Below are 25,986 nucleotides of genomic sequence, written 5' to 3'. Positions count from 1 at the left end.
ATCATGATAAAATAATGTATGACATGAAACGGCCAAGCAGTACCTGTCCTCTTGATTCTTTGTACTAATATACGAGCATAGGGGTTCAGTTTAGACCATAGAATTCGGTATATAGGGAATTCAGGCAGGAGGTTAACGCTTTGGCCAAACCTAAAATCGGGTTAGCGTTAGGATCGGGAGGGGCCAGAGGGCTTGCTCATCTCGGTGTGCTTTCCAGTTTACATAAGCATCAAATTCATGTGGATATGATTGCAGGAAGCAGCATGGGCGCTTTGGTGGGCAGTTTTTATGCCGCCGGCCATGACGTGGCAACGATGAAAAAAGTAGCCAAAGCCTTTAAACGGAGGCTTTATGCTGATTATACGGTGCCGAAGCTCGGTTTTCTAAAAGGTGACCGCGTCAGACAGCTTGTGCATGCTTATACATTCGGAAAACCGATTGAAGAGCTCCAAATTCCGCTGGGCATTGTTGCGTGTGATTTACAGACGGGAGAAAAGATTGTGTTCCGCAAAGGATCAGTGTCAGATGCAGTGAGGGCCAGCATCAGCATACCGGGTATCTTTATTCCGCAGAGGCTGGACGGACGCCTTCTTGTAGACGGCGCGGTCGTCGATCGAATTCCGGTTTCTGTTGTAAAAGACATGGGAGCTGATATTATCATCGCTTCGGATGTATCCAGGGTTCGAAAAACTGAAACAGCAGTGCATATTTTTGATGTGATTATGCAAAGTATGGATATCCTGCAAAATGAATTGGTGCGGCATCAAACGATTGCCGCAGATATCATGATTCGCCCTTCTCTTGAAACATACAGCTCAAGCTCGTTTGCCAATATTGAAGAAATGATATCGGCAGGCGAAGAGGCGACAAACCGAATGATCAGCAAGATAAGAAAAGAAATAGAGAATTGGGAGGGCTCATAATTTGCTACGTAAAAAACATTTTAGCTGGATGCTTGTCATCCTCATACTGATCGCCGTTTTATCATTTATAAAACTTCCATACTATATTACAAAACCGGGAGAAGCGACAGAGCTTGCTCCATTGATAAAAGTGGAGGGAGGCTACCCGGAAAAAGGAAGCTTGTCTTTAATGACTGTCAAAGTGGGACCGGCTAATCCGTTTACATATGTGTGGGCAAAGATGCACCCTTATTATGAAATTGTTCCTGATGAGAGCATTAAGGAAGAAGGCGAGTCAGATAAGGAGTATATGAAAAGGCAGCTCCAAATGATGAAAAGCTCGCAAGAAAACGCGGTTATAGCCGCCTATCAAAAAGCAGGAAAAAAAGTCAGCTACTCCTTTAACGGCATATATGCAAGCTCAGTTGTAGAAAACATGCCGGCAAAAGGGAAAATAGAGGTCGGTGATAAAATCATCAGTGCAGACGGCAGAAACTATCAGTCAGCTGAAAAGCTGATTGATTATATCAGCAGCAAAAACGCGGGAGATAAAGTGACGTTAAAGATCGAAAGAGAAGAAAAAGAAAAGCGTGTCACTCTTACGCTAAAACAATTCCCTGATGAGCCGCAACGGGCTGGGATCGGTGTTTCACTTTATACGGACAGAAACGTCAAAGTGGAGCCGGATATTGATTTTGAAATCGAGAATATCGGCGGCCCTTCTGCAGGGTTAATGATGTCTCTTGAAATCTATAATCAGCTGACAAAAACAGACGAAACAAAAGGTTATGATATTGCGGGAACAGGTACCATTGATGTTGACGGAAAAGTAGGCCCGATTGGCGGAATTGATCAAAAAGTCGTCGCCGCAGACAAAGCCGGAAAAGACATTTTCTTCGCGCCAAATCAAAACGGTGCCAGCAATTCCGATTATGAAAATGCTGTAAAAACAGCAAAAGATATTGATTCAGATATGAAGATTGTGCCTGTTGATACCATGCAGGATGCGATTGACTATTTGAATAAGCTGAAAGCGAAAAGCACCTGATTCTCAGGTGCTTTTTCTATACATTTAAAAAGTGTTGTCCATCTTCGTCATAGCGAATCGGTGCATGTCCGTATTCCTGCAGGTCAAACTCGGTTCTCAGCGGCTCTTCTATCGGCAGGCTGTAAATTCTGCTTGCTTTTATGTCCAGATCGAGAGCTGGATGAGAGAAAGAGGACAGTTTGCTGACAAGCGGAACAGAAAGTGTCTTTTTCTTTTCGGATAAATAAGCCTGTCCTTTTTTCGTCATGCCGAGAAGCCTGGTATATGGCACCTTATCGTCGTCAAGCAGCTTTTTTATATCCTGTTTTTTTGTTCTGGTTAAAATGTGCGTATTCATCCGCTGGAGCCTTGTCCATGTATAACGTTTCGTTTTCAGCAGCTCCATATATTCCAGATAGGAGCTGGCTTTTCTGATCGAACGAAGAATTCTGTGCTCTAAACCTTCCTCCACCTCGTATATTTGCTGTAATTCCTGTGCTGTTACTGTTGAAAGGCTGTATTTTAAGTAAGAAAAGTAGCTCTCAGGTGTATGCCACAATCCGAAAGATTTGCGGTAAGCTGCTAATTCTCGTGCAGATGCAGCAGGGAGAAAACGAAGGCAGGCTTCGAGACTCTGGCCAGTCATCGCTTTTCTAATGCTTGTGGCGCTTGCGATAGGGTTTTCGCCTTCAGGGAGATCGGCATCATGATAGTCCGAAGAGATGCGTGCCGTGGTATAAGGTTTCATAGGATATCCCCCGGTTAGAATCGAAGTCACATACTGGTATCCCAAAATGTTATTTGGTTTTGACAAGTCAAGTGCACTTTCGGAATGCAAAATGGAGCTGAAGGCGCTAGCCGCCGCTGCTGGATAACTCGTCCCCGTTTTAAGTTCTTCTTTAATTCGGTCATCAAATGTATGTTTATGCTCATTAATAAGCTGTGCTGTTTCTAAAAACGGCTTGATATCCCCATTCTCACTCCCGAAAAACAACGCCTCACATTCAATTTCGTTTAGGATGGAAACACTGCCGCGTGCAAAAATGTCCGCTTTTTGCACGGCATAAAGATAAGGCAGCTCAATAACAAGATCAACTCCGCTTTGCAGCGCCATTTTTGTTCGGGCCCATTTTGACACAACAGCCGGTTCCCCACGCTGTAAAAAATGCCCGCTCATCACCGCGACAGCCGTGTCGCATCCGGTTTGCCGCTTTGCTGTTTGGGCATGATAAAGGTGACCGTTATGAAAGGGATTATATTCAACCACCAATCCGACAGCATTCATATTTTTTCCGCCTTTCTTGCTATGTTTAAAAACGTATGGTACATTTGCAAATGAAAACTCTTACGCCTTATTTTTGTTTTAAGTGTATGCATAGCATATTCCGCTGTCAACGATGCTTGGATGGCAGCATTATGCTGTAAAGAAAAAATATTGACAAAAACAATCTTAAAAGCTATAATCATGTTTGTTGCTTTCCTGAGGTGATACAAATGAAATGGACGATTTATCAGCTGCATCAAATGCCAAAACAAAGTTTTGAATTTGATGAAACAGTTGAGTTAAATGAGCTGACAAAGCTGAATTCTGACATTCGCCGCATTTCTCCCGTCCGGGTGAAGGGCAGAGCGGATATCAAATCCAAACAGGTTTCGTTTGATTTTACAATTTCAGGCGAAATGATTTTGCCATGCTCAAGAACACTCGTTGATGTCCCGTATCCATTTGAAATTTCAACAAAAGAACTGTTTATATTTCATCACACGGATGATATAGAAGATTTTGACGTTCACATTGTTGAGGACGATACTATCGACTTAACTCCGATCGTGAAAGAAGAAATTCTTTTAGAAATCCCTATGCAAATCTTTTGTGAATCTGAACAAGAAAAAGGAGCTGCTCCTCAAGAAGGAAAGGACTGGCAAGTCATTTCGGAAGAAGACAAGAAGAAACAAGTTGATCCGAGACTTGCAGCCCTCGAAAAGCTCTTAAAACAAGATGATGAATCTTAACTCTTTAAGGAGGTGGGAATAATGGCTGTACCTTTTAGAAGAACTTCTAAAATGAAGAAAAGATTGCGCCGTACACATTTCAAACTTAATGTACCTGGTATGACAGAATGTCCGTCATGCGGAGAGATGAAGTTGTCTCACCGTGTATGCAAAGCATGCGGATCATACAACGGCAAAGACATAAATGTAAAAAGTAACTAATGAGAAAAGCGCGGGGTGAAAGCCCTGCGCTTTTTCTTTTTCTCTTCCTGTCAGCTTGCGGAAAATTTGTGAGTGCAAATAGTCTATCTAATCTATTACCGGCATATGTATGAGATAAATAAGCTGACATGGAGGGAGATTGAATTTGACCATTACAAGACAAGATGCTTGGACTCAGGATGAGGATTTGCTGCTGGCAGAAGTGGTGCTTCGTCATATTCGAGAGGGAGGAACACAGCTTTCCGCCTTTGAGGAGGTAGGAAGGGCGCTGACCAGAACTGCGGCAGCCTGCGGTTTCAGGTGGAACTCGTATGTAAGAAAACAATACCAGTCAGGTATAGAGCTTGCGAAAAAGCAGAGGAAAGAACTGAGAAAGCAAATCGGCGTTCATTCGGTCAATATGCCGAATTCCGTGAAGCAGACTGCCTCGGCATCGTCAGAAGGAAAACGAGACTTGTCCATTCAGGATGTCATTCGATTTCTCGAACAATTTAAAGAAGCACCTTCTGCACAAGAATTTCAGCTCGAAAGAGAAAAATTGAAGGAGCAAATCCAATCCCTGCAAAAAGAGCTTGAGGATTTGCGGAATGAAAATCAAACATTGCGGAATCAGCTAGAGATGACAGAAGAGGATTACAAGGCACTGATCGACATTATGGATCGGGCCAGAAAAATGGTTGTATCCAAGGAAGACGGAAGAATGAAAAAAGCGGCTCAAGAAACGTAAAGAAACGCTTGAAATGAACCGGCCCTATAGGAAGAATAGGCCGGTTGTTTTTATGTCTATGCGGACTCTCCCGGTGTCATTTCGCGATCCATATCAGGATGCCAGATGAGCGGGTTTTCCCCTTTGTCCCGCGCCATATCATATTTAACAGTCTTAAAGTTCATTTTGTTCCAAAATTCTGCTGATTTCATTCGCGGATTTGTCCGGATTGGCATTTTGAATGATTTTGCAAATTCAACCAAGGCTCTCCCATATCCCCTGTTCTGGTAGCCTGGAAGAACCTCAAGCTTCCACAGCTCCAAATAATCCTGGCGATTGTCAAAATAGGGATTCGATTTGCCGTTAACTTGATACAGACTCATTCGTGCTACAAGTTTATCGCCGAAATAAATCCCGTAAAAAGGCGAAGTGCTGTCATTTTCAATAATATTATCCTGAAGATCTTCAAGCATTGAAAGCTCCTGAATGCCGTATTCTTTAAATTTCTTGAATTCTTCCAGCGTTTTATAGTTGATAAGCAGACGTTCTACCTTTGTCAAACCAATCTCCCCCTTTGTTGTTTCTATATATATATTGTAAACGCTTTATTTAAAAAATCCAAATATTTAAACTTTAATTTTAAGCACATGGGATCTTTGAGAAGTAATTTCTTCATACTTCTGCTATGATAATACGTAAAAGCTAAATTGGGTGTGACATCATGAAAATTGGAATTATCGGCGGAGGCTCCGTCGGTCTTTTATGCGCCTATTATTTGTCACTTGATCACGACGTGACTGTTGTGACGAGGCGGCAGGAACAGGCTACGGCCATTCAGTCTGAAGGAATCCGGCTTTATAAAGGCGGGGAGGAATTCAGCGCTGGTTGCAGTGCAGACACGCGTATCAATTCGGATTTCGATCTGCTTGTCGTGACAGTGAAGCAGCATCAGCTTCAGTCTGTTTTTCCGTCGCTTGAACGGATCGGAAAAACGAATATATTATTTTTGCAAAACGGCATGGGGCATATCCACAACCTAAAAGACTGGCACGTTGGCCACTCTATTTATGTTGGAATCGTTGAGCACGGGGCTGTAAGAAAATCGGATACAGCTGTTGATCATACAGGCTTAGGTGCGATAAAATGGAGCGCGTTCGATGCTGAACCAGATCGGCTGAACATCTTGTTTAAGCATAACCACTCGGATTTTCCGATTTGTTATGAGACGGATTGGTACCGTCTGCTAACGGGCAAGCTGATTGTAAATGCGTGTATTAATCCTTTAACTGCGTTATTGCAGGTGAAAAATGGAGACCTGCTGACAACGCCAGCTTATCTGGCTTTTATGAAGCTGGTATTTCAGGAGGCGTGCCGCATATTAAGGCTTGAAAACGAAGAAGAGGCTTGGGAGCGGGTTCAGGCCGTTTGCAGACTAACGAAAGAAAATCGCTCTTCAATGCTGGTTGACGTCATTGAAGGCCGGCAAACGGAAGCTGACGCCATCATCGGATACTTATTGAAGGAAGCAAGTCTTCACGGAATTGATGCCGTCCATCTAGCGTTTTTATACGGCAGCATCAAAGCATTGGAGCGAAATACAAACAAAGTCTTTTGAGCTTTTTCGGTAACATGCTATACTCATTTCGGATAACTAACTATTTATTGGAGAAAGGAAGTTCTAGAAGATGCAGCTAACTGAACTTTCCATCAAAAATCAGAATGTGTTTGTACAGCACTATATAGATGGCAAAGAAGAAATGTCTTCTTTTTTTGATTACAGCATTCATCATAAGGACATGTGGCGTGAAAGACTGCAAGACTTATCCTCCCGGTTTTTCGCGAGAGAGGAATTGGCGGCGTACTTATCCTCGTACCATAATAAATTCAGTTCAAGTGCGATGCAGTCCGCTATTGAGAAGCTGAAGGACCCGTCAAGTGCCGCTGTAGTCGGCGGACAGCAGGCAGGACTTTTAACAGGGCCGCTTTACACCATACATAAAATCATTTCAATCATTGTTTTAGCAAAGCAACAAGAAAAGGAACTGCAAGTGCCTGTCATACCGATCTTCTGGGTGGCCGGAGAAGACCACGATTTGGATGAGATTAATTTTGTTCATATTTCTGAAGAGAATGGTCCTGTGAAAAAAAAGCTGTCTCAGTCATATTGGAAGAAGTCATCAGCAGCGAGCACAACGCTTGACCAGGAAAAGTGTTCCGCGTGGATAGATGATGTGTTTGCCGCTTTTGAAGAAACAGACCACACGAATTCACTTCTTGACAATGTGAAACGATGTTTACGAGAATCTGTTACGTTTACTGACTTCTTTGAGCTGCTGATCGCGGATCTGTTCCAAGAGGAGGGCTTAGTTTTATTAAATTCTGGAGATCCTGGGATTAAAAAGCTGGAAACGGCCATGTTCCAAAAGATTCTTCGAGAAAATGATGAACTCGCCCGCGCTGTATCAGATCAGCAGGCCTTCATGCGCCAAGCAGGCTACAAACCGATTATCGAGTCCGGAAAAGAGCAAGCGAATCTGTTTTATGAATATGAAGAAGAACGTTTTTTAATTGAAAAAGATAACGGCCGATTTGTTGTCAAAGAGCTTGATCTAGGATGGACGATGGATGAACTTCATACGCATATGGAAGAACATCCGGAGCGCTTCAGCAACAATGTTGTAACGAGACCTTTAATGCAGGAATTTCTCATTCCGACTTTAGCATTTATTGCAGGGCCCGGTGAAATCAACTATTGGGGTGAACTCAAACAAGCTTTTGCGGTGATGGGCTTCAAAATGCCTCCTGTCATGCCAAGGCTGAACATTACGATACTTGAGCGGCATATTGAGAAAAAACTGGCTGAACGGAATATCTCGTTACAAGATGCGATTGAGCGCGGTACGGAGAATCAAAGAGAGACATACTTCGAGCGCCAGATTCCGGAAGAGTTTACGGCGGTGATGGATCAAGCGAGAAGCCAAATTGAAGCGATTCACAAAACGGTCCGGCAGGAGGCGTTAAAGGTCGATCAAAGCATGGAACCTTTACTCCTGAAAAATGCCGCTTTTATTCAGGATCAGCTTCAATTCTTAGAGCGCACGGTGACGAAGCGAATTGAAGAAAAAGAAGGCTACGTTTTGAAGGATTATGAGAGAATTCAAAATAGCATTAAGCCGCTTCTTGCACCGCAAGAACGGATTTGGAATATCATGTATTATTTGAACAGGTACGGTCCAAAATTCTTCATGACATTCAAGAATCTGCCATTTTCTTTTCAAAATCAACATCAAGTTGTCAAACTTTGAAATAAAGTTTTAAAGAACCCTGAATAGTTCAGGGTTTTTTTTTATGGGTAAACAGTGTAAAATGAAGTTGTGGAGCGAAGTGGTGAATAGTGGTGAGTTAAGGAGAGAAAGTGGGGCAAGAGATCATGTTTATGGGTGAATATCAGCATACCATCGATGCGAAAGGCCGCATGATCGTACCCGCTAAATTTAGAGAAGGCCTAGGTGAGCAATTTGTGCTGACCAGAGGGCTTGACCAATGTCTCTTCGGCTACCCTATGCACGAATGGAAACAAATTGAAGAAAAACTGAAAGCTCTTCCTCTCACAAAGAAAGATGCCCGCGCGTTTACCCGTTTCTTCTTTTCAGGGGCGACCGAATGCGAACTGGACAAGCAAGGCAGGGTAAATATTGCATCATCTCTATTGAATTACGCCAAACTGGAAAAAGAATGTGTTGTTATCGGGGTTTCTAATCGAATTGAATTGTGGAGTAAAGTAATTTGGGAACAATACACAGAAGAGCAAGAAGATTCATTTGCTGAAATTGCTGAAAACATGATTGGGTTTGATATATAATGATTCTTCGTGTATAACACTCTAAAAACAATTTCAATTCATCCTGATAAAAGGTGGGACCAACACAAAATGTTTCAACACAAGACAGTACTTCTTCGTGAAACCGTAGACGGACTCAATATTAAACCGGACGGTACATATGTAGACTGCACACTCGGCGGAGCTGGGCACAGTACATACTTATTGCAGCAGTTATCCGAGAAGGGGCGTTTAATCGCTTTTGACCAAGATGATATGGCATTACAGCATGCGAAAGAAGCGTTGTCCGATTATAAAGGGCAGCTTATTCTGATTAAAAGCAATTTCAGGTATTTAAAAGAATGTTTGAATGAACAAGGTATTACAGAAGTAGACGGTATTTTATTTGATTTAGGGGTGTCCTCTCCGCAGCTGGATACACCGGAGCGCGGATTCAGTTACCATCATGACGCACCGTTGGACATGAGGATGGACCAGTCGGCTACGCTTACGGCGAAAGAAGTCGTTAATGAGTGGCGCTATGAGGATCTCGTCCGTATTTTCTTTAAATACGGAGAAGAGAAGTTCAGTAAACAGATCGCCAGAAAAATTGAGGAGGCAAGAATGAAGTCTCCTATTCAAACTACGGGCCAACTGGTCGATCTAATAAAAGACGCGATTCCCGCTCCAGCGAGAAGGAGCGGGGGACATCCCGCTAAACGCGTGTTTCAGGCAATAAGAATTGCCGTAAACGATGAACTTAGGGTGTTTGAAGAAGCTTTGGAGCAGGCAATTGAGGTTCTGAAGCCAGGGGGCAGGGTATCAGTCATTACCTTCCACTCGCTAGAAGACAGAATTTGCAAAACCACTTTTAAAGAAAAGTCGTCGCTTCCGGAACTTCCTCCGGGTCTTCCTGTTATACCGGAAGAGTTTGAGCCGGAGCTAAAGCTCATCACAAGAAAACCGATTACGGCATCTCAAGAAGAGCTTGAAGAGAACAACAGGGCCCGTTCTGCCAAGCTTCGGATTGCTGAAAAAAGAAAATAACGAAACGCGAATGCAAAATTAAAAGGAGGTCATCAGCCTATGAGCAATTTAGCTTACCAACCAGAGAAACAGCAGCGGCATGCGATCAATCCTGAGAAAAAAGTGATTGTCAAAAAAAGGGCTTCCATTACTCTCGGAGAAAAAGTGCTTCTTGTCCTCTTTGCTGCGGCGGTGCTCAGCGTATCGCTTTTGATCGTATCGAAGGCATATGCGGCATATCAAACCAATATTGAGGTGCAAAAGCTTGAGGAGCAAATTTCATCCGAAAATAAGCAAATTGGTGACCTCGAAAAAAGCGTTGCTGATTTAAGCAAACCGCAGCGTATTATGGACATTGCGAAAAAGAACGGCTTGAATTTAAAAGATAAAAAAGTGAAAAACATACAGGAATGATTCAAATGCCAAAAAAGAATAAATTTATGAATAGAGGAGCAGCGATTCTAAGTATTTGTTTCGCTCTCTTTTTCTTTGTCATCCTAGGGAGAATGGCATATATTCAAATAACCGGAAAAGCGGACGGCGAAGTGCTTGCGACAAAAGCGACAGAGCAGCATGAAAAGAAACGGACCATCGAGGCAAGCCGCGGCTCGATTTTAGATCGAAACGGAAAAGTGATTGCTGAGGACACGGCGACGTATAAGCTGATTGCGATTCTCGATAAAAAAATGACCACTGATGTCAAGCATCCTCAGCATGTCGTAGACAAAGAAAAAACGGCGGAAGCATTGTCTAAAGTGATAAACTTGGACAAGGCCGACATCCTTGATATCTTAAATAAAGATGCAAAACAAGTCGAGTTTGGCTCAGCGGGCCGGGATATTACGTATTCACAAAAGCAAAAAATTGAAAAAATGAAACTCCCGGGCATTTCATTTTTACGGGATACAAAACGGTACTATCCAAATGGTATTTTCGCATCCAATTTAATCGGCTATGCCGAGGTTGATCAGGACACAAATGAAATTTCCGGCGCGATGGGATTAGAAAAAGTGCTAGATAAGTATTTGAAGGAGCGGGACGGATATGTGACATATGAAAGCGACAAATCCGGCTGGGAGCTCCCGAACAGCAAAAACAAAATTACCGCACCAAAAAATGGTGACAATGTATATTTAACCATTGACCAGAAAATTCAAACCTTTTTGGAAGACAGCATGTCGAAAGTGGCGCAAAAGTATAACCCGAAAAAAATTATGGCCGCAGTCGTCGATCCGAAAACCGGCAAAGTCCTTGCCATGGGACAGCGGCCAAGCTTTGACCCGAACAAGCGCGATGTGACAAACTACTATAATGATTTGATTTCATATGCGTATGAACCCGGATCAACGATGAAGATATTTACACTTGCTGCTGCGATGCAGGAAAACGTGTTTAATGCGAACGAACAATATAAGTCAGGGACATTTGAAGTTGGCGGAGCACCTGTTAGGGATCACAATAACGGTGTAGGCTGGGGTCCGACAACCTATCATGACGGCGTTCTAAGGTCGTCGAATGTCGCTTTTGCGAAACTGGCGAAAGAAAAGCTGGGATATGACCGCCTCAATCAATATTTGCACAAGTTCAATTTTTACCAGAAAACAGGTATTGATTTGCCAGGAGAAGTCTCCAGCAAAATTAACTTTAAATATGAATTTGATAAGGCGTCAACTGCATATGGCCAAGCGTCTGCGGTCACACCAATTCAGCAGATTCAGGCCGCAACGGCAATTGCGAATGACGGTAAAATGATGAAGCCTTATGTGATTGACCATATCGTTGATCCCGATAAAGATAAAACTATTTATCAAAATAAGCCGGAATCAGCCGGAACTCCAATTTCTGCAAGCACAGCGAAAAAGGTGCGGGATATATTGGGAGAAGTCGTTACATCGAAGATCGGAACAGGGCAAGCTTATAAAATCGAAGGTTTTGATGTTGCGGGGAAAACAGGTACTGCGCAAATAGCCGGTAAAGGCGGATATTTAGACGGCACAGATAACTATATCTTTTCGTTTATGGGTATGGCACCAAAAGATGATCCTGAGCTTTTAATTTATGTTGCTGTACAGCAGCCGCAGTTAAAAGCAGGACAAAGCAGTTCAGATCCAGTATCAGAAATCTTCAACCCAACAATGAAAAACAGCCTGCATTACCTAAACATAGAGCCAACTGAAAAATCTGACTCAGATAAGGAAGAAACAAAAGCGCAGACAATGCCTGATTTAACAGATCAAACGGTTACTGCTGCTCAAAAGAAAGCAAAAGAAGAGAATCTCACACCGATTGTCATCGGCAGTGATGTCGCTGTAAAAGAACAGTATCCGAAAGCGGATGAGGAAGTTCTCACCAATCAGAAGGTTTTCCTGAAAACGGGCGGCAAAATCAAAATGCCTGATATGACAGGGTGGTCTAGAAGAGAGGTTCTTCAGTACGGCGAGCTCGCGGGAATTCATATTGAAGTAAACGGCCAAGGCTACGCTGTCAGCCAAAGCGTTAAGAAAGACAAAGAAATAAAAGATAAAACCGTAATCAAGGTTAAGTTTAAAAATCCTGATTAAAAAGAAAGCTTGCGTTATGCAGGCTTTCTTTTTTTATGCCTTCAGAGGAGCCTCGTTCTACCTGTCCAATTTCAGGCATAAAATGAAACAAGCCTAAATAAGGAGTGAACGGTCTCTTGCGCGTCTCGAATGTAACGGTTAGAAAACGTTTATTATTTGTTTTGCTTTTTGGCGTGATCGTGTTTCTGATCATTGATACAAGGCTGGGGTATGTTCAGTTTGTGATGGGCGAAAAACTGACTTCGCTGGCGAAAGATTCCTGGAGCCGTAACTTGCCGTTTGAGCCGGAGAGAGGCGAGATTCTGGACCGGAACGGTGTGAAGCTCGCAACAAACAAAAGTGCGCCGACCGTATTCGTCGTGCCGCGACAAGTACAGAATCCGATGAAAACGAGCAAGCAGCTTGCGGCGGTGCTCAACATGTCAGAAGAAAAAGTATATAAACATGTGACAAAAAAAGCATCAATCGAAAAGATCACTCCTGAGGGGAGAAAAATTTCAAATGAGAAGGCGAAGGAAATCAAAGCGCTTGATTTAAAAGGTGTGTATGTTGCGGAGGACAGTATCCGTCATTACCCGTTCGGCAGCTTTTTATCTCATGTGCTTGGATTTGCAGGAATTGACAACCAAGGGCTCCTTGGACTGGAAGCCTATTACGACGATGATCTAAAAGGGGAAAAAGGTTCTGTTAAGTTTTATACAGATGCCAAGGGAAAGAAGATGCCTGATGAAGCGGACGACTATACGCCGCCTAAGGATGGGCTTGATATGAAGCTGACAGTTGATTCAAAGGTTCAGACGATACTGGAAAGAGAGCTTGATAACGCTGAGGCCAAATATCATCCGGACGGCATGATTGCCGTAGCTATGAATCCGAAAAACGGAGAAATCTTGGGGATGTCTAGCAGGCCTGACTTTGACCCTGCTGATTACCAATCAGTCGATCCGTCCGTCTACAATCGAAATCTGCCAGTATGGAGCACGTATGAACCGGGATCTACCTTTAAAATCATTACGCTTGCAGCAGCCCTTGAAGAGCAAAAAGTTAATTTAAAACGGGATCAATTTTATGATAAGGGGCATGCGGAAGTGGACGGAGCGAGACTGCGGTGCTGGAAAAGAGGCGGGCACGGGCTGCAGACGTATTTAGAAGTTGTACAGAACTCCTGCAACCCGGGGTTTGTTGAATTGGGCGAGCGCTTAGGAAAAGAAAAGCTTTTCAAATATATCAAAGACTTTGGTTTTGGACAAAAAACGGGGATTGATCTTCAAGGCGAGGGAACAGGCATCTTATTCCCTCTTGACAGAGTGGGCCCGGTGGAGCAAGCAACTACGGCTTTCGGACAGGGAGTATCCGTCACGCCGATTCAGCAGGTTGCAGCCGTATCTGCCGCTGTAAACGGAGGGACGCTCTACACACCTTATATTGCAAAGGAATGGATCGATCCTGTTACGAAGAAAACGGTCAAAAAACAATCACCAATCGCAAAGAAACAAGTCATTTCTGAAGAAACATCCAAACAAATCCGCTATGCTCTAGAAAGCGTTGTCGCAGAAGGCACCGGCCGCAATGCATTTGTGGAAGGATATCGTGTCGGAGGAAAAACGGGAACGGCACAAAAGGTTAAAGATGGAAAATACCTCGAAAACAACCATATTGTATCATTTATCGGTTTCGCGCCCGCCGATGATCCGAGTCTGGTTGTCTACGTTGCGGTGGATAACCCGAAAGGCACGATTCAGTTTGGCGGAACGGTTGCAGCGCCTATTGTCGGGAGTATTATGAGAGACAGCCTGCCGGAACTTGGTGTGAAGCCCCGGAAAAATCAAATCGAGAAAAAATACCAATGGAACGACACAAAAACAATAGAAGTTCCGAATGTTGTAGGGATGTCTGTCTCAGATCTTGAGTCACTATTGGTGAATCTCAATGTAGATGCTTCCGGGAAAGGAAGCAAAATCGTTAAACAATCGCCAGCTGCCGGAACGAAAGTAAAAGAGGGTTCGAAGATACGCGTGTATTTGACTGAAGAAGATGAAAAGGAGGCAGCCGATTGATTCGGGCTGCCTATTCTTTTATTGCAGAAAAAATGCTGATATCTTTCAAGATTAGCTGGATGTATCCTTTTATTTACGCTAAAATATGAACTGTATGCTTAAAATCATTACCACATCCTTTGATGTGACTTCAATGATAAAAAGAACGAATTAGAATGTTGAGAGGTTTGATACGATGAAACTTACAAAGCTGCTTACATACTTAACAACCGAACCTTCTGTAAACGACTCACAAGACCCTGAAATAACTTCAATTGAGATGGACTCCAGAGAAGTAAAGAAAGGGAGTCTTTTTGTATGTGTAAAAGGGTATACGGTGGATGGCCACGATTTTGCGCAAAAAGCAGTAGAAAACGGCGCAGCGGCTATTGTGGCAGAACGAGAGGTCGATGTGGATGTTCCTGTTATTATTGTCCGGCAGTCACTTCGCGCGCTCAGCGTTTTGTCTGATGCGTTTTACGGACAGCCGACGAAGAAGCTTCAGCTGATTGGGATAACGGGGACAAACGGCAAAACATCAACGACCCATATGGTCGATGAGATCTTGAAAAAAGCGGGAAAACGCACAGGCTTGATCGGTACAATGTACATGAAAATCGGAGACGAAACACTTCCAGTGAAAAACACGACTCCGGAAAGCGTCACGCTGCAGAAAACGTTTAAGAAAATGAATGACAAGCACGTCGACACTGCTATCATGGAGGTTTCTTCCCACGCCTTGTCTTTAGGACGCGTCCATGGCTGTGATTATGATATTGCCGTGTTTACGAATTTAACACAGGACCATCTGGACTATCATAAAACGATGGATGAGTACCGGCATGCAAAAAGCCTGCTCTTTTCCCAACTTGGCGGGGCTTTCAACCATCAACATCCAAAGCGTGCCGTACTGAATGCTGACGATGAGGCGAGCGCTTATTTTGAAAAGGTAACAGCAGCGCATATCTCTACATACGGAATTAAAAACAATGCTGACGTGATGGCGAAGAACATCAATATCACTGCACAGGGCACAAGCTTTGATCTCGTGACAAACAAAGGCACGAAGCACATCACGATGTCTCTCGTCGGACAATTTAATGTGTATAACGTGCTGGCTGCTGTTGCGACATGTATTGCAGCAGGCATACCATTTGAAATCATCACTGAGGCTGTTGAAGAATTGCGTGGTGTAAGAGGACGTTTTGAATTGGTCAATCAGCAGCAGGAGTTTCCTGTCATTGTAGACTACGCGCACACACCTGACAGCCTTGAAAATGTGCTGCAGACCTGCAGAGACATGACAGAAGGAAAGCTATTTGTCGTTGTCGGCTGCGGTGGAGACAGAGATAAGACGAAACGCCCGAAAATGGCTAAAATTGCTGTGGAGCTGGCTGACGAGCCAATTTTTACTTCAGATAACCCGAGAAGCGAAGACCCTCGCGCGATTTTAAGAGATATGGAAGCCGGAGTAGAGAACGCATACTATCACAGTATTGCAAACCGCGAACAGGCGATCTTTTTCGCGATTGCCAATGCCAAAAAAGGCGACGTTGTCCTCATTGCAGGAAAAGGACATGAAACCTATCAGCAGATCGGAAATGAAACCTTCGATTTTGATGATGCTGAAGTAGCGGCGAGAGCCATTGTTGAACTCAATAAGAATAAGACGAATTCATAGGAAAGAGATGTTATTGAATAATGGAGCTTGAAAAGATTTTTCATATGGGAAAAAATCATGAATATGATAACTACGTATGTCGTTTGAAAGAAACAGGAGGAGAAAAGGACAATGCTTGAGCAAGTCATTCTGTTTACAATTTTAATGGGTTTTTTAATTAGTGTTCTGCTCTCTCCGATTCTTATTCCGTTTTTAAGAAGATTAAAATTCGGCCAGAGTATTAGAGAAGAAGGACCGAAATCACATCAGAAAAAATCAGGGACACCGACAATGGGCGGGGTCATGATTATACTTTCTATCATAGTGACAACTATTGTGATGACACAGAAGTTTTCAGAAATAAGCCCCGAAATGGTGCTGCTTCTGTTTGTTACGCTCGGCTATGGATTGCTTGGCTTTTTAGATGATTACATCAAGGTTGTCATGAAGCGCAACCTTGGATTGACATCAAAGCAAAAGCTGATCGGCCAAATTATTATCGCAGTTGTATTTTATGCTGTGTACCATTACTACAATTTCGCGACAGATATTCGCGTTCCTGGAACTGACTTCTCATTTGATCTAGGCTGGGCTTACTTTATTCTGGTGCTCTTTATGCTTGTCGGCGGATCAAATGCAGTTAACCTGACTGACGGCCTTGACGGCTTATTATCCGGTACTGCGGCGATTGCCTTTGGCGCCTTTGCCATTCTGGCATGGAATCAGTCTCAATATGACGTAGCGATTTTCTCAGTGGCCGTTGTCGGCGCAGTTCTGGGCTTCCTTGTATTTAATGCTCATCCGGCCAAAGTGTTTATGGGAGATACGGGATCGCTTGCATTGGGAGGAGCCATCGTTACCATTGCCATTTTAACGAAATTAGAGATCCTGCTGGTTATCATTGGCGGTGTATTCGTTATTGAGACATTATCTGTTATTCTGCAGGTCATCAGCTTTAAAACGACAGGTAAACGAATTTTCAAAATGAGTCCGCTTCATCACCATTACGAGCTTGTCGGCTGGTCTGAATGGAGAGTAGTCGTGACGTTTTGGGCTGCGGGACTGTTGCTTGCCGTTTTAGGAATTTACATCGAGGTGTGGTTATAAGTGGAAAATGATCAATTTTTACAGAATCAGCATTTTTTAATCCTTGGGCTTGCGAAAAGCGGGTATGCGGCGGCCTCCATTCTTCATGAAAAAGGCAGTTATGTTGCAGTCAATGACCAAAAGCCTTTTGAAGAAAACGAACCGGCACAAAAGCTCTCTGAAAAAGGAATCGAAGTGGTTTGCGGAGAGCATCCAGTTTCTCTGTTCGATCAGCATCAAATCACGATTCTGATCAAAAACCCGGGAATTCCTTATGAAAACATTATGGTTCAGGAAGCGGAGAAAAGAGGCATTCCGGTTTGGACGGAAATTGAGCTCGCTTACTACCTGACAAACGCCAAGTTTATCGGAATTACCGGATCGAACGGTAAAACAACCACGACAACGCTGATTTACGAAATGCTCAAAGCTGACTCGCAAAAAGCACTGATTGCCGGAAACATCGGCACAGTCGCAAGTGAGGTTGCCTATCATGCTGATGGGGACGAATGGATCGTTACTGAACTGTCTTCGTTCCAGCTGATGGGAACACACGCTTTCAGACCGGAAATCAGCCTGATTTTAAATGTATTTGACGCCCATTTGGATTATCACCATACACGGGAAAACTATGAAAAAGCGAAACAGAAAGTGTATCTTCATCAGACTGCCTCAGATAAAGCCATTGTCAACCAAGATGATGACACGGTTGTGCGTCTTGCTGAAGCTGGAAAAGCCGAAACAGTCCCATTTTCAGTCAGCAAAACGCTTGAACAGGGCGCTTACGTAAAAGACAGTATGATTATGTTTAACGGCGAAGCCATTCTTCCTCTGGAAGAGGTTGTCCTGCCCGGCGCTCATAACCTGGAGAACATTTTAGCAGCGATTGCAGTTGTGAAAACGGCAGGTGCGTCCAATGAGGCGGTTAAAAAAGTGCTGACAAGCTTTACTGGCGTGAAGCACCGCCTCCAATATGTGACGACAGTGAATGGCCGCAAATTTTATAACGACAGTAAAGCAACAAACATTTTAGCGACAAGCAAGGCGCTTTCAGCTTTCGATAAGCCGGTCATTCTGCTTGCGGGCGGACTGGATCGCGGAAATGGTTTTGATGACTTGAAACCTTATATGAAGCATGTCAAAGCAGTGCTTACTTTTGGCCAGACGGCGCCAAAACTCGAGAAACTCGGCAATGAGCTGGGAATACAACATGTCAAACGTGTCGATAATGTTGAACAAGCAGTATCTGCGGCGTTTGCGATCTCAAATGAAGGAGATGTCATCCTGCTGTCACCCGCGTGTGCGAGCTGGGATCAATTCAAAACATTTGAAGAACGCGGTGACATGTTTATAGATGCCGTGCATATGCTTAAGTAAGGGCTTGTCTTGAAGTAAATCGGCAGCCCTAATGACTTTAAGCTTGGGGTGTCGATTGCTTTGACTACTAAAAAAACATCGCCTGATTTGTTATTGGTCATCATTACGTTATTATTATTAACAATCGGATTAATTATGGTGTACAGTGCGAGTGCGGTATGGGCGGATTATAAATTTGACGACTCATTCTTTTTCGCGAAACGGCAGCTTTTGTTTGCGGGAATCGGCGTCATAGCTATGTTTTTTATCATGAATGTCGATTATTGGACTTGGAGGACATGGTCCAAATTGCTGATGGTTATCTGTTTTTTCCTTCTGGTGCTTGTTTTGATACCGGGCGTCGGAATGGTGCGGAACGGTTCAAGAAGCTGGATCGGAGTCGGAGCATTCAGCATACAGCCTTCAGAGTTTATGAAGCTTGCGATGATTGCATTCCTTGCTAAATTTCTCTCTGAAAAACAAAAAAACATTACATCGTTCAGACGGGGGTTCATCCCTGCACTTGGCATCGTGTTTTCAGCATTTTTGATTATTATGTGCCAGCCTGACCTCGGAACGGGGACAGTAATGGTCGGAACTTGTATTGTCATGATTTTTGTAGCCGGCGCGCGGATCGCCCATTTCGTCTTTCTCGGGCTGATCGGCCTCAGCGGATTTGTCGGGCTCGTCCTATCGGCTCCATATCGGATTAAGCGGATTACCTCATACTTAAATCCATGGGAAGATCCGCTCGGAAGCGGATTTCAGATCATTCAATCGCTTTATGCAGTGGGGCCTGGCGGATTGTTCGGAATGGGACTCGGACAAAGCAGACAGAAGTTCTTTTATCTGCCTGAGCCGCAAACAGACTTTATTTTCGCCATCTTGTCAGAGGAGCTGGGCTTTATCGGGGGAACACTTATTTTGCTCCTCTTCAGCGTCCTGCTTTGGAGAGGAATCAGAATTGCGCTTGGTGCGCCTGATCTGTACGGAAGCTTTGTCGCAGTCGGTATTATTTCAATGATTGCCATTCAAGTCATGATCAATATCGGCGTAGTCACGGGCCTGATTCCGGTAACAGGCATCACGCTCCCGTTTCTGAGCTACGGAGGCTCTTCATTGACTCTGATGCTGATGGCAGTCGGGGTGCTGCTGAATGTAAGCCGCTACTCGAGGTATTAACGAATGTTTTGCCAAGCGCCCTGTCTAACAGGAAGCTAGGAAACAATTGATGCGATAACCCTGTCCAACAAAACAGGGTTATCGTTATGTTATAGAGAAACTTAGACTGGGGGAAAAGATATGCGAATTGCAATAAGCGGAGGCGGTACAGGGGGACATATTTATCCCGCGCTTGCTTTTATTAAAGAAGTGCAAAGACGTCATCCTAATGTAGAATTTTTATATATCGGAACAGAAAACGGGCTGGAGAAAAAAATTGTTGAGCGGGAGAATATACCGTTTCGATCAATTGAAATTACAGGATTTAAAAGAAAGCTGTCATTTGAAAACGTCAAGACTGTGATGCGTTTTCTAAAGGGCGTCAAAAAGAGCAAATCGTATTTAGCGGAATTTAAGCCCGATGCTGTGATTGGAACGGGCGGTTATGTATGCGGGCCGGTGGTTTATGCCGCTGCGAAAATGGGAATTCCGACTATTGTCCATGAGCAAAACAGCCTGCCGGGCATCACAAATAAGTTTCTTTCAAAATATGTTAATAAGGTAGCGATTTGTTTTGAAGAAGCAAAATCACATTTCCCTAGTGAGAAAGTTGTATTTACGGGAAACCCGAGAGCTTCTGAAGTCGTCTCAATAAAGACGGGCCGATCAATGGCTGAATTTGGGCTTTCTGAAGAGAAAAAAACCGTTTTAATCTTTGGCGGAAGCAGGGGCGCAGCACCGATTAACCGCGCTGTCATTGAGATGCAGGATGCGTTGAAAACAAGAGACTACCAAGTGCTGTATATCACCGGTGAAGTTCACTATGAAAAAGTAATGAATGAGCTGAAAAGCAAGGGTGCAGCTGATAATATGGTCACAAAGCCGTTTCTTCATCAAATGCCGGAGTATTTAAAGGCCATTGATGTCATTGTGGCCAGAGCCGGTGCGACTACGATTGCCGAAATTACTGCTCTTGGAATTCCAAGTGTTCTGATCCCGAGTCCATACGTGACAGCGAACCACCAGGAGGTCAATGCGAGATCTCTCGGCCAGCATGATGCGGCGATTGTACTGAAAGAAACAGAGCTCAGCGGGGAGAAGCTGATTGAAGCGCTAGACCGGATTGTACTGAATGAGCAAACGTTAAAGGAAATGAGCGAACGAACAAAGTCACTCGGTGTTCCTGACGCGGCTGCCCGTCTATACAGCGTACTCGAGGAATTGAAAAAATAATAGAAAAGCAAATGGAATGCGGAGGTTTACGATGGAGAAAGTGATACAGGAATTAAAAGAACGCGAAGTCGGCAAGGTTCTTGCAAATGAACCGCTCGCGAATCATACAACAATGAAAATCGGCGGACCTGCGGATGTATTGGTCATTCCAAGCAGTGTAGATGCTGTTAAAGACATCATGGACGTGATTAAAAAATATGATGTGAAGTGGACAGTCATCGGACGCGGATCAAATCTTCTTGTTTTAGACGAAGGAATAAGAGGCGTAGTGATTAAGCTGGGTGCGGGTCTTGACCACTTGGAGCTTGAAGGGGAACAAGTAACCGTCGGAGGCGGTTATTCAGTGGTCCGCCTTGCTACATCATTGAGCAAAAAAGGCCTGTCCGGTTTGGAATTTGCTGCCGGCATTCCAGGATCAGTCGGCGGCGCGGTTTATATGAATGCCGGCGCTCACGGTTCTGATATGAGCGAGATCCTCGTCAAAGCGCACATTTTATTTGAAGACGGTACGATTGAGTGGCTGACAAATGAACAGATGGATTTCAGCTACAGGACATCTGTATTGCAAAAGAAACGCCCGGGCGTTTGCCTTGAAGCTGTTTTGAAGCTGGAGCAGAAGGATAAGGAATCAATCGTTCAGCAAATGCAAAGCAATAAAGACTATAGAAAAAATACACAGCCGTATTCAAGCCCATGTGCGGGAAGCATCTTTAGAAATCCGCTTCCGAATCATGCCGGGAACCTTGTTGAAAAAGCAGGCTTGAAAGGATATCAAATCGGCGGTGCAAAGATATCGGAGATGCACGGAAACTTTATCGTCAATGCGGGGGGAGCATCAGCAAAAGATGTACTTGATCTTATTGACCATGTGAAAAAGACAATCCGTGAAAAATACGAGATTGATATGCACACAGAGGTTGAAATCATCGGCGGAAATCGCTGATTCAAGTTCTGACTGAAGCTGTTCATATGATATACTGTAAGCAAACGACAAACGGCATCATAGCATGCCGTTTGTTTTGGAATAGACAGACTTTTAACAGCTGTTTCATTTGAATGAGGTGAACAGGCAATGAACCCGGGTCAAGACCGAGAAAAAATCGTTAACATTGAAGAGCGTATCCCTAAAATTAAAGAGCAGAGGAAACAGAAGGCAAACCGCCGTCTCATTTCATTTATTATGCTCTTTTTTATTATGGTGCTGGTCATTGTGTACCTGCAAACGCCAATCAGTAAAGTATCAACAATCTCTGTTACTGGGAATGAAAATGTATCTAAAAAGGAAATTATCGACCTTTCCGATATTAACAGCGGAGATACTGAGTTCTGGAGTTTGGACAAGCAAAAAACAGAAAAGAAGATTCAGCAAAATAAATTAGTGAAAAAAGCGGAGATCAGCAAATCGCTTCCTAATAAAATCAACATTGCAATCGAAGAATATAAAGCCATTGCTTATTTAGAAAAAGACGATGTGTACTATGAAGTGCTTGAAAACGGCTCAGTTCTGCCAAATGAAGTAACACCGGATGATGCCGGGCCGATTTTGGTGAATTGGACAAACGCGAAGAAACGCTCTCAAATGGCCAAGCAGCTTGATGAGCTGTCAAATTCGCTAAAACAGTCGATTTCAGAAATTTATTATACGCCTGTAAAAATGGATGAAAACCGTATTAAGTTGTACATGAACGACGGTTATGTTGTCACCGCGTCTATTAAAACCTTTGCAGACCGAATGAAGACGTATCCTTCTATCATTTCACAGCTTAGCAGCAATAAAAAAGGAATTATTCATTTAGAAGTTGCCACCTATTTTGAAGAGTTCGGAAAAAACGATAAAGCTGCCAAAAAGGAAGATGAAAATTGAGGGGCAAATCAGCAGTCCTTCTTTCCTTGATTATGCTTATTGCAGGCTTTTTGATTTCATTTTCTTTTCAAATGACAAAAGAAAACAACAAAAGCGCGGCTGAGACGGAAGAGTGGAAAAAAGAATATGCACTGAGAGATGAACTTCTGAAACAAGAGAAAGAAAATAGGAAGCTTGAAAAAGAATTATATCAAAAGCAAAACAAAGTTCGCCAGGCGGAAAATAAGCTGAAGAAAGAGAAGACGGAATACTATAACGTCCTCGAAGATACAGAAAAATACAGGATGTATATTGGGGAAGTCGGTGTGCAGGGAGAAGGCGTTGAGGTGACATTGGAAGATGCGTCATACATACCGGAAGGGGAGAATGTGAACAGTTATATCGTTCACGAAAGCCATATCTTCCAAGTGGTAAACGAACTGTATATCTCGGGAGCAGCTGCCGTCGCCGTAAATGGACAGCGGTTGACGCATGATTCTTATATCAAGTGCAATGGTCCTGTTGTAACGGTAGACGGGGTGCAGCATCCCGCTCCGTTTACGATATCTGCTATTGGAGATCCGGATGTCCTGCTGCCTTCGTTAAATATCGCAGGAGGCCTGATCGATCAGCTGTCACTGGATCATATTTCTGTTTCGGCAGAAAAAGAGAAAAACGTACAAATGAAACCGATTCTGAAAACGAAGGAATGACTGAAAAAGCGGGTGAAACAGATTGAAAATAAAGCGTTCCTTCATAAGCATCAGTGTGCTTATGGTCATCTTCGGCCTGATGATTTCTGTTCAGTTTAATTCATTAAAACACCCTCAAGTCCGGGATACAAGAGATATGTGGGACATTAGGGAAGAGCTGACATCAGAGCAGAAGAAGCAGGAAAAGCTGCTGGCTGAAATAAACAAATATGATAAACTGCTGAATAGCTATTCGCAAACGAAAGAAATGACAAAAGAAACCGCGCTCAATAATACCTTGCAAACCTTAAAAAAAACAGCCGGCATGACCGATATAACAGGTAGCGGAATTGTCATCACTATTTCCCCGCTTTTTTCTGAAAGCTTAACAGGAGAGGCGATCGAAAATCCGCCTCCGGATTTGCTGAAAAAGCTGATGAATGAACTCAACTTCTTCGGTGCAGAGCATATCTCAATTAACGAGCGAAGAGTTGTGAATCATACAGTCATCAGAGATATCAACGGCACAACAAAAATAGACGGGTACGCTCTTGACGATTATCCTTTAACAGTAAAAGTGCTTGCCAAAGATCCGGACATGTTGTACAGCAGAGTGAAGGGGTCAGGCCTTGAGGATCTTTTTGCATCTGAAAATTTAGCATTAAAAGCCGGTAAATCTGAAAGCAAACTAACATTAAAAGCATATGACAGACCATTGGACGTACAACAGCTGAAACTGCTTAAAGACTGAAAAGGAGGAGAATTGTCATGTGGCTGCCCGTGTTGGGACTGGTGCTCGGAATAGCGATTGGACTGATGACAAACTTAACGATACCGAGTGAATACTCAAACTATTTATCGCTTGCGGTGCTTGCCGCACTTGATACATTAATCGGCGGAATCAGGGCGCATTTACAAGGTACATATGATGAAATGGTATTTGTTTCCGGTTTCTTTTTTAATATTATATTGGCAATAAGTTTAGCTTTTCTGGGAGTCCATCTTGGTGTAGACTTGTATTTAGCAGGTATATTCGCTTTTGGAGTCAGATTATTTCAGAATATAGCCGTTATCAGAAGAAATCTACTAACAAAGTGGACTCTTTCTAAAAAAAATAAAAAAAATGTGATATAAAAGAGGATATACATAGGATATAACGAATATTTTCAATAAACATAAAATGTGAATAGCACATAAAAATATTCTGTTGTTATTTTTTGTTACACACTTGTAAAGCCACATTCATTGTATTGTTGTTCCGCAAATAATAGAATAGAAATGATCGAAATGTGAGGAGGTGCCATAGAATGAACAACAATGAACTTTACGTCAGTCTTGACATCGGTACGTCCAATACAAAAGTGATCGTCGGAGAAATGACAGATGATTCCCTTAATATTATCGGTGTGGGAAATGTACCGTCTGAAGGGTTGAAAAAAGGCTCAATCGTTGATATAGATGAGACCGTTCATTCTATAAGAAAAGCGTTTGACCAAGCTGAAAGAATGGTAGGTTTTCCGCTTAGAAAAGCTATTGTCGGCGTTAATGGAAATTATATCAATATTCAAGATACAAACGGCGTTGTAGCAGTTTCCAGTGAAAATAAAGAAATTCAGGTTGAAGATGTACGCCGTGTCATGGAGGCGGCACAGGTTGTTTCAGTACCGCACGAACAGCTGATTGTCGACGTCATTCCTAAACAGTTTATCGTAGATGGAAGAGATGAAATCACCGACCCGAAAAAAATGCTGGGTGTGCGTTTAGAAGTAGAGGGCACCTTGATCACCGGTTCAAAAACAATCTTACATAATTTACTCCGCTGTGTTGAAAGAGCTGGTATTGAAATAACTGATATTTGTCTTCAGCCGCTGGCAGCCGGTTCTGCTGCATTATCAAAGGACGAGAAAAACCTTGGTGTGGCTCTCATTGATATAGGGGGAGGGTCAACAACCATTGCCGTATTCCAGAATGGACATCTCACTTCTACCCGTGTCATTCCTCTCGGAGGCGAAAATATCACCAAAGATATCTCCATCGGATTGAGAACGTCAACAGAAGAAGCAGAACGCGTGAAAAAACAATTTGGACATGCCTACTATGACGAAGCCTCGGAGGATGAAGTATTTGAGGTAACCGTTATAGGCACCAATCAAAAACAAACATTTACACAGCAAGAAGCAGCGAATATCATTGAAGCGAGAGTAGAAGAAATTCTTGAAATTGTTTCAGAAGAGCTTCGCAGTATGGGAATTACCGATCTGCCGGGAGGCTTCGTGCTGACAGGAGGACAAGCGGCAATGCCGGGTGTCATGTCTTTGGCACAGGATGTGCTGCAAAATAACGTCAGGGTGGCAAGCCCGAATTATATCGGTGTAAGAGATCCTCAATACATGACGGGAGTGGGCCTGATCCAATTCGCCTGCCGGAATGCAAGAATCCAAGGCAGAAAAATAGGCTTTAAGATGCCTGAAGAAGCGATACAGGAAATCGCAGTCTCATCATCTGAGGAACAAGAGCAGCATCATCATCAAAATGAGGTGCAGCAGCGGCCAAAAGGAAAACAAAAAACACAAGCCGAACATAATAAACAGAGCAAAATGAAAAAACTATTAAGCATGTTTTGGGAATAGATAGATAGTCATTCGGCAGATTAGGAGGATTTA

Annotated in this window: 26 protein-coding genes; 23 read left to right on the top strand and 3 right to left on the bottom strand. The window is 43.3% G+C overall.

Features of this window, described 5'->3' with window-relative positions; translation table 11 throughout:
- Positions 1-140: 140 nt before the first annotated feature.
- Positions 141-923: a patatin family protein gene (locus tag NZD81_RS07555; protein ID WP_069149551.1), complete on the top strand. Its 783-nt coding sequence runs from the start codon at positions 141-143 to the stop codon at positions 921-923.
- Between the two features lies 1 nt (position 924).
- Positions 925-1,950 carry a protease DdcP gene (gene ddcP / locus NZD81_RS07550; protein ID WP_014663872.1) on the top strand — a complete coding sequence of 342 codons (1,026 nt, stop codon included), beginning with the start codon at positions 925-927 and terminating at the stop codon, positions 1,948-1,950.
- A gap of 16 nt (positions 1,951-1,966) precedes the next feature.
- Here the strand turns inward: ddcP and NZD81_RS07545 are convergent, their stop codons facing one another.
- A complete protein-coding gene (locus NZD81_RS07545; protein ID WP_040083228.1) occupies positions 1,967-3,214 on the bottom strand; it encodes a nucleotidyltransferase in 1,248 nt (415 codons plus the stop codon).
- Positions 3,211-3,396, bottom strand: a complete 186-nt coding sequence (locus NZD81_RS07540; protein ID WP_040083227.1) for a hypothetical protein — start codon at positions 3,394-3,396, stop codon at positions 3,211-3,213. The genes NZD81_RS07545 and NZD81_RS07540 overlap by 4 nt, the downstream gene beginning before the upstream one ends.
- Positions 3,397-3,423: 27 nt before the next feature.
- Between NZD81_RS07540 and NZD81_RS07535 the strand changes: the two genes are divergently transcribed.
- The 3 genes from NZD81_RS07535 (at position 3,424) to gerR (ending at position 4,870) form a co-directional block, all read left to right on the top strand.
- Positions 3,424-3,942 (top strand): YceD family protein, encoded by a 519-nt coding sequence (locus NZD81_RS07535; RefSeq protein ID WP_040083226.1) that lies wholly within the window; start codon positions 3,424-3,426, stop codon positions 3,940-3,942.
- Positions 3,943-3,963: 21 nt separating this feature from the next.
- On the top strand, positions 3,964-4,143 hold the full coding sequence (rpmF, locus tag NZD81_RS07530; protein WP_003154457.1) for a 50S ribosomal protein L32: 180 nt from the start codon (positions 3,964-3,966) through the stop codon (positions 4,141-4,143).
- Between the two features lie 145 nt (positions 4,144-4,288).
- The gene (gene gerR, locus NZD81_RS07525; protein WP_040083225.1) at positions 4,289-4,870 is read left to right on the top strand and encodes a sporulation-specific transcriptional regulator GerR; all 582 of its coding nucleotides are present in this window, start codon (positions 4,289-4,291) and stop codon (positions 4,868-4,870) included.
- 56 nt (positions 4,871-4,926) lie between these two features.
- Here the strand turns inward: gerR and NZD81_RS07520 are convergent, their stop codons facing one another.
- Positions 4,927-5,409, bottom strand: coding sequence for an N-acetyltransferase (locus NZD81_RS07520; protein ID WP_040083224.1), 483 nt, complete (start codon positions 5,407-5,409; stop codon positions 4,927-4,929).
- Between the two features lie 161 nt (positions 5,410-5,570).
- Here NZD81_RS07520 and NZD81_RS07515 point away from each other — a divergent pair, with 161 nt between their 5' ends.
- The 18 genes from NZD81_RS07515 to ftsA all read left to right on the top strand — a co-directional run bounded on the left by NZD81_RS07515 (position 5,571) and on the right by ftsA (position 25,953).
- Complete coding sequence (locus NZD81_RS07515) at positions 5,571-6,464, top strand: 2-dehydropantoate 2-reductase (protein WP_040083223.1); 894 nt, start codon at positions 5,571-5,573, stop codon at positions 6,462-6,464.
- 70 nt (positions 6,465-6,534) lie between these two features.
- Complete coding sequence (gene bshC, locus NZD81_RS07510) at positions 6,535-8,154, top strand: bacillithiol biosynthesis cysteine-adding enzyme BshC (protein WP_172640686.1); 1,620 nt, start codon at positions 6,535-6,537, stop codon at positions 8,152-8,154.
- A 125-nt stretch (positions 8,155-8,279) separates the two neighbouring features.
- Entirely contained in the window at positions 8,280-8,711 is a 432-nt protein-coding gene (mraZ, locus tag NZD81_RS07505; RefSeq protein ID WP_003221402.1) for a division/cell wall cluster transcriptional repressor MraZ, read from the top strand.
- A gap of 69 nt (positions 8,712-8,780) precedes the next feature.
- Positions 8,781-9,716, top strand: coding sequence for a 16S rRNA (cytosine(1402)-N(4))-methyltransferase RsmH (gene rsmH / locus NZD81_RS07500; protein WP_014663880.1), 936 nt, complete (start codon positions 8,781-8,783; stop codon positions 9,714-9,716).
- A 39-nt stretch (positions 9,717-9,755) separates the two neighbouring features.
- Entirely contained in the window at positions 9,756-10,109 is a 354-nt protein-coding gene (ftsL, locus tag NZD81_RS07495) for a cell division protein FtsL (RefSeq protein WP_040083221.1), read from the top strand.
- 5 nt (positions 10,110-10,114) lie between these two features.
- On the top strand, positions 10,115-12,256 hold the full coding sequence (pbpB, locus tag NZD81_RS07490; RefSeq protein ID WP_483298457.1) for a penicillin-binding protein 2B: 2,142 nt from the start codon (positions 10,115-10,117) through the stop codon (positions 12,254-12,256).
- Positions 12,257-12,372: 116 nt separating this feature from the next.
- Entirely contained in the window at positions 12,373-14,313 is a 1,941-nt protein-coding gene (locus NZD81_RS07485; RefSeq protein ID WP_095431262.1) for a stage V sporulation protein D, read from the top strand.
- Positions 14,314-14,488: 175 nt separating this feature from the next.
- A complete protein-coding gene (locus tag NZD81_RS07480) occupies positions 14,489-15,973 on the top strand; it encodes a UDP-N-acetylmuramoyl-L-alanyl-D-glutamate--2,6-diaminopimelate ligase (protein ID WP_172640688.1) in 1,485 nt (494 codons plus the stop codon).
- 111 nt (positions 15,974-16,084) lie between these two features.
- Positions 16,085-17,059 (top strand): phospho-N-acetylmuramoyl-pentapeptide-transferase, encoded by a 975-nt coding sequence (gene mraY, locus NZD81_RS07475; protein WP_103748798.1) that lies wholly within the window; start codon positions 16,085-16,087, stop codon positions 17,057-17,059.
- A complete protein-coding gene (gene murD, locus NZD81_RS07470) occupies positions 17,060-18,415 on the top strand; it encodes a UDP-N-acetylmuramoyl-L-alanine--D-glutamate ligase (protein ID WP_069149558.1) in 1,356 nt (451 codons plus the stop codon).
- Positions 18,416-18,475: 60 nt separating this feature from the next.
- Positions 18,476-19,576 (top strand): stage V sporulation protein E, encoded by a 1,101-nt coding sequence (gene spoVE / locus NZD81_RS07465; RefSeq protein WP_014663887.1) that lies wholly within the window; start codon positions 18,476-18,478, stop codon positions 19,574-19,576.
- Between the two features lie 120 nt (positions 19,577-19,696).
- Complete coding sequence (gene murG, locus NZD81_RS07460) at positions 19,697-20,788, top strand: undecaprenyldiphospho-muramoylpentapeptide beta-N-acetylglucosaminyltransferase (protein ID WP_151257020.1); 1,092 nt, start codon at positions 19,697-19,699, stop codon at positions 20,786-20,788.
- A 31-nt stretch (positions 20,789-20,819) separates the two neighbouring features.
- The gene (gene murB / locus NZD81_RS07455) at positions 20,820-21,731 is read left to right on the top strand and encodes a UDP-N-acetylmuramate dehydrogenase (protein WP_014663889.1); all 912 of its coding nucleotides are present in this window, start codon (positions 20,820-20,822) and stop codon (positions 21,729-21,731) included.
- A 129-nt stretch (positions 21,732-21,860) separates the two neighbouring features.
- The gene (gene divIB / locus NZD81_RS07450; RefSeq protein ID WP_014663890.1) at positions 21,861-22,652 is read left to right on the top strand and encodes a cell division protein DivIB; all 792 of its coding nucleotides are present in this window, start codon (positions 21,861-21,863) and stop codon (positions 22,650-22,652) included.
- The gene (locus NZD81_RS07445) at positions 22,649-23,344 is read left to right on the top strand and encodes a DUF881 domain-containing protein (RefSeq protein ID WP_014663891.1); all 696 of its coding nucleotides are present in this window, start codon (positions 22,649-22,651) and stop codon (positions 23,342-23,344) included. The genes divIB and NZD81_RS07445 overlap by 4 nt, the downstream gene beginning before the upstream one ends.
- 22 nt (positions 23,345-23,366) lie before the next feature.
- Positions 23,367-24,074 carry a DUF881 domain-containing protein gene (locus NZD81_RS07440; RefSeq protein WP_041521328.1) on the top strand — a complete coding sequence of 236 codons (708 nt, stop codon included), beginning with the start codon at positions 23,367-23,369 and terminating at the stop codon, positions 24,072-24,074.
- Positions 24,075-24,091: 17 nt separating this feature from the next.
- The gene (locus NZD81_RS07435) at positions 24,092-24,457 is read left to right on the top strand and encodes a small basic family protein (RefSeq protein WP_003238683.1); all 366 of its coding nucleotides are present in this window, start codon (positions 24,092-24,094) and stop codon (positions 24,455-24,457) included.
- Between the two features lie 173 nt (positions 24,458-24,630).
- Entirely contained in the window at positions 24,631-25,953 is a 1,323-nt protein-coding gene (gene ftsA / locus NZD81_RS07430) for a cell division protein FtsA (protein WP_003238682.1), read from the top strand.
- Positions 25,954-25,986 lie beyond the last annotated feature (33 nt).

The organism is Bacillus sp. B.PNR1, assembly GCF_030386235.1.
GTDB lineage: Bacteria > Bacillota > Bacilli > Bacillales > Bacillaceae > Bacillus > Bacillus stercoris.
This window is presented reverse-complemented; position numbering and strand designations above follow the sequence as displayed.

Bases quoted from the DNA above. Each gene is read 5' to 3' on its own strand.
- NZD81_RS07545 (WP_040083228.1), bottom strand. From the start codon at position 3,214: ATGAATGCTGTCGGATTGGTGGTTGAATATAATCCCTTTCATAACGGT.
- NZD81_RS07540 (WP_040083227.1), bottom strand. From the start codon at position 3,396: ATGATTATAGCTTTTAAGATTGTTTTTGTCAATATTTTTTCTTTACAG.
- NZD81_RS07535 (WP_040083226.1), top strand. From the start codon at position 3,424: ATGAAATGGACGATTTATCAGCTGCATCAAATGCCAAAACAAAGTTTT.
- rpmF (WP_003154457.1), top strand. From the start codon at position 3,964: ATGGCTGTACCTTTTAGAAGAACTTCTAAAATGAAGAAAAGATTGCGC.
- NZD81_RS07515 (WP_040083223.1), top strand. From the start codon at position 5,571: ATGAAAATTGGAATTATCGGCGGAGGCTCCGTCGGTCTTTTATGCGCC.
- bshC (WP_172640686.1), top strand. From the start codon at position 6,535: ATGCAGCTAACTGAACTTTCCATCAAAAATCAGAATGTGTTTGTACAG.
- mraZ (WP_003221402.1), top strand. From the start codon at position 8,280: ATGTTTATGGGTGAATATCAGCATACCATCGATGCGAAAGGCCGCATG.
- rsmH (WP_014663880.1), top strand. From the start codon at position 8,781: ATGTTTCAACACAAGACAGTACTTCTTCGTGAAACCGTAGACGGACTC.
- ftsL (WP_040083221.1), top strand. From the start codon at position 9,756: ATGAGCAATTTAGCTTACCAACCAGAGAAACAGCAGCGGCATGCGATC.
- pbpB (WP_483298457.1), top strand. From the start codon at position 10,115: ATGCCAAAAAAGAATAAATTTATGAATAGAGGAGCAGCGATTCTAAGT.
- NZD81_RS07480 (WP_172640688.1), top strand. From the start codon at position 14,489: ATGAAACTTACAAAGCTGCTTACATACTTAACAACCGAACCTTCTGTA.
- mraY (WP_103748798.1), top strand. From the start codon at position 16,085: ATGCTTGAGCAAGTCATTCTGTTTACAATTTTAATGGGTTTTTTAATT.
- murG (WP_151257020.1), top strand. From the start codon at position 19,697: ATGCGAATTGCAATAAGCGGAGGCGGTACAGGGGGACATATTTATCCC.
- murB (WP_014663889.1), top strand. From the start codon at position 20,820: ATGGAGAAAGTGATACAGGAATTAAAAGAACGCGAAGTCGGCAAGGTT.
- divIB (WP_014663890.1), top strand. From the start codon at position 21,861: ATGAACCCGGGTCAAGACCGAGAAAAAATCGTTAACATTGAAGAGCGT.
- NZD81_RS07435 (WP_003238683.1), top strand. From the start codon at position 24,092: ATGTGGCTGCCCGTGTTGGGACTGGTGCTCGGAATAGCGATTGGACTG.
- ftsA (WP_003238682.1), top strand. From the start codon at position 24,631: ATGAACAACAATGAACTTTACGTCAGTCTTGACATCGGTACGTCCAAT.